Annotated in this window: 1 protein-coding gene; it reads right to left on the reverse strand. The window is 39.8% G+C overall.

Going from position 1 to position 1365, the window contains the following annotated elements:
• Positions 1 to 147: 147 nt before the first annotated feature.
• Positions 148 to 1365, reverse strand: a protein-coding gene (locus tag L650_RS23815) for an IS3 family transposase (protein WP_128081048.1) whose coding sequence is annotated in 2 segments (ribosomal slippage) — positions 148 to 1031 and positions 1031 to 1365 — 1219 coding nt annotated over the 2 segments. Because the reading frame shifts where the segments join, the coding sequence is not laid out codon by codon here. This gene is flagged as partial in the annotation.

The raw sequence follows: 1365 nt of genomic DNA on the forward strand, positions 1-1365 counted from the left end.
CACGCCATTGCAGCCTATCGCGCTTTAAAAGTGCCATAACGGCAACCACTAACCATGCTAAAAAGAACGCTGTAACTTCTTTTTCACCACGCCCTGCTACGGTTGGACTAAGTAATCTATGTCCCGTCCTGAAATAGGTTGACGGTTTTAATGAAAGACTTGGTGCGAAAGCGCCAGGTCTTTTTTATGCACTTGATTTGGTGTTTTCATATCCAAACTTAAGTGCGGTCGCATTTCATTGTATATAAATATCGATTCTTCAACGAGCTGTTTTAACTCTGCCATATTGCGACATTTATACAGTAAAAACTCTTGCTTTAATATCCCGTTAATACGCTCTGCTAATGCGTTTTGATAACAGTCATACCCATCGGTCATCGATGGTCTAATGCCCTCTTTTAATAGCGCATTTTGATATACTTCAGAGCAATATTGTAAACCTCTATCTGAATGATGAATGGCATCACGTTTATATACGCGTTGCTTAATTGTCATTTCTAATGCTCTGACTACATCGGTTGCTTTCATTTCATCACTCAGCTCATAACCCATTATTTTTCGACTGTAAGCATCAGTGACTAACGATAGGTAATGCACGCCTTGCGCTGACTTTACGTATGTAATGTCACTAACGAAGACTTCCTCGGCCGCAGTAGGCATGTATTCCTTTAGTAAATTGGGATGCTTGCGCATCCAATGGTTACTGTTTGTTGTTTTAGTGTAATTTTTCTTTGGTTTTACAAGAAAGTCATGCTCTCTCAAATAATCAAAAAAACAATCACGACCTAGTTTAATGCCACGCTCTTGCAGGTCTGGCTTTATCATCAGATAAAGTTTCTTCCCACCAATACGAGGCATGAATTGCCGCCAGTACATCACTAATTCTTTGACTGGCTCCAATTCTTTATTCCGAGCATCTATTCTGCGCATAGCTTGATAGTAACCTTGTCGCGTTACGCCATATGCACGGCATAACGGAGTAAGCTTTATTTGATGGTTTTCTTTTGCGCGCGTGATAGCTCGGATATGTACTTTTTTCGCAAGCCCGCTCCATATTCTTCATCCATAATATTAATCATTTCATCTTTGATTAAATCCTTTAGGCGTAACTCTTCTATCTCGCGCTCTAAACGTTTAATTTTTTGTGCTGGGGTTTCTTTCGATTTAGGCATGTTGGCTATATAAGTTGGTTTAGACCAATCTAATTTACCATGTTTTCGCAGCCATACCAGAACGGTACTGCGGCCTTGAATACCGTAATGACTTTGCGCTTGTTTATAGGTGAAGTCGCCTTTTTCTACTTGCTCAACAATAGATAATTTAAAGCCTAATGTATAATCTCGCTGAGTACGCTTAACGTCTTTA

Source organism: Pseudoalteromonas sp. TB51, assembly GCF_000498055.1.
In the GTDB taxonomy this organism is placed as follows: domain Bacteria; phylum Pseudomonadota; class Gammaproteobacteria; order Enterobacterales; family Alteromonadaceae; genus Pseudoalteromonas; species Pseudoalteromonas atlantica.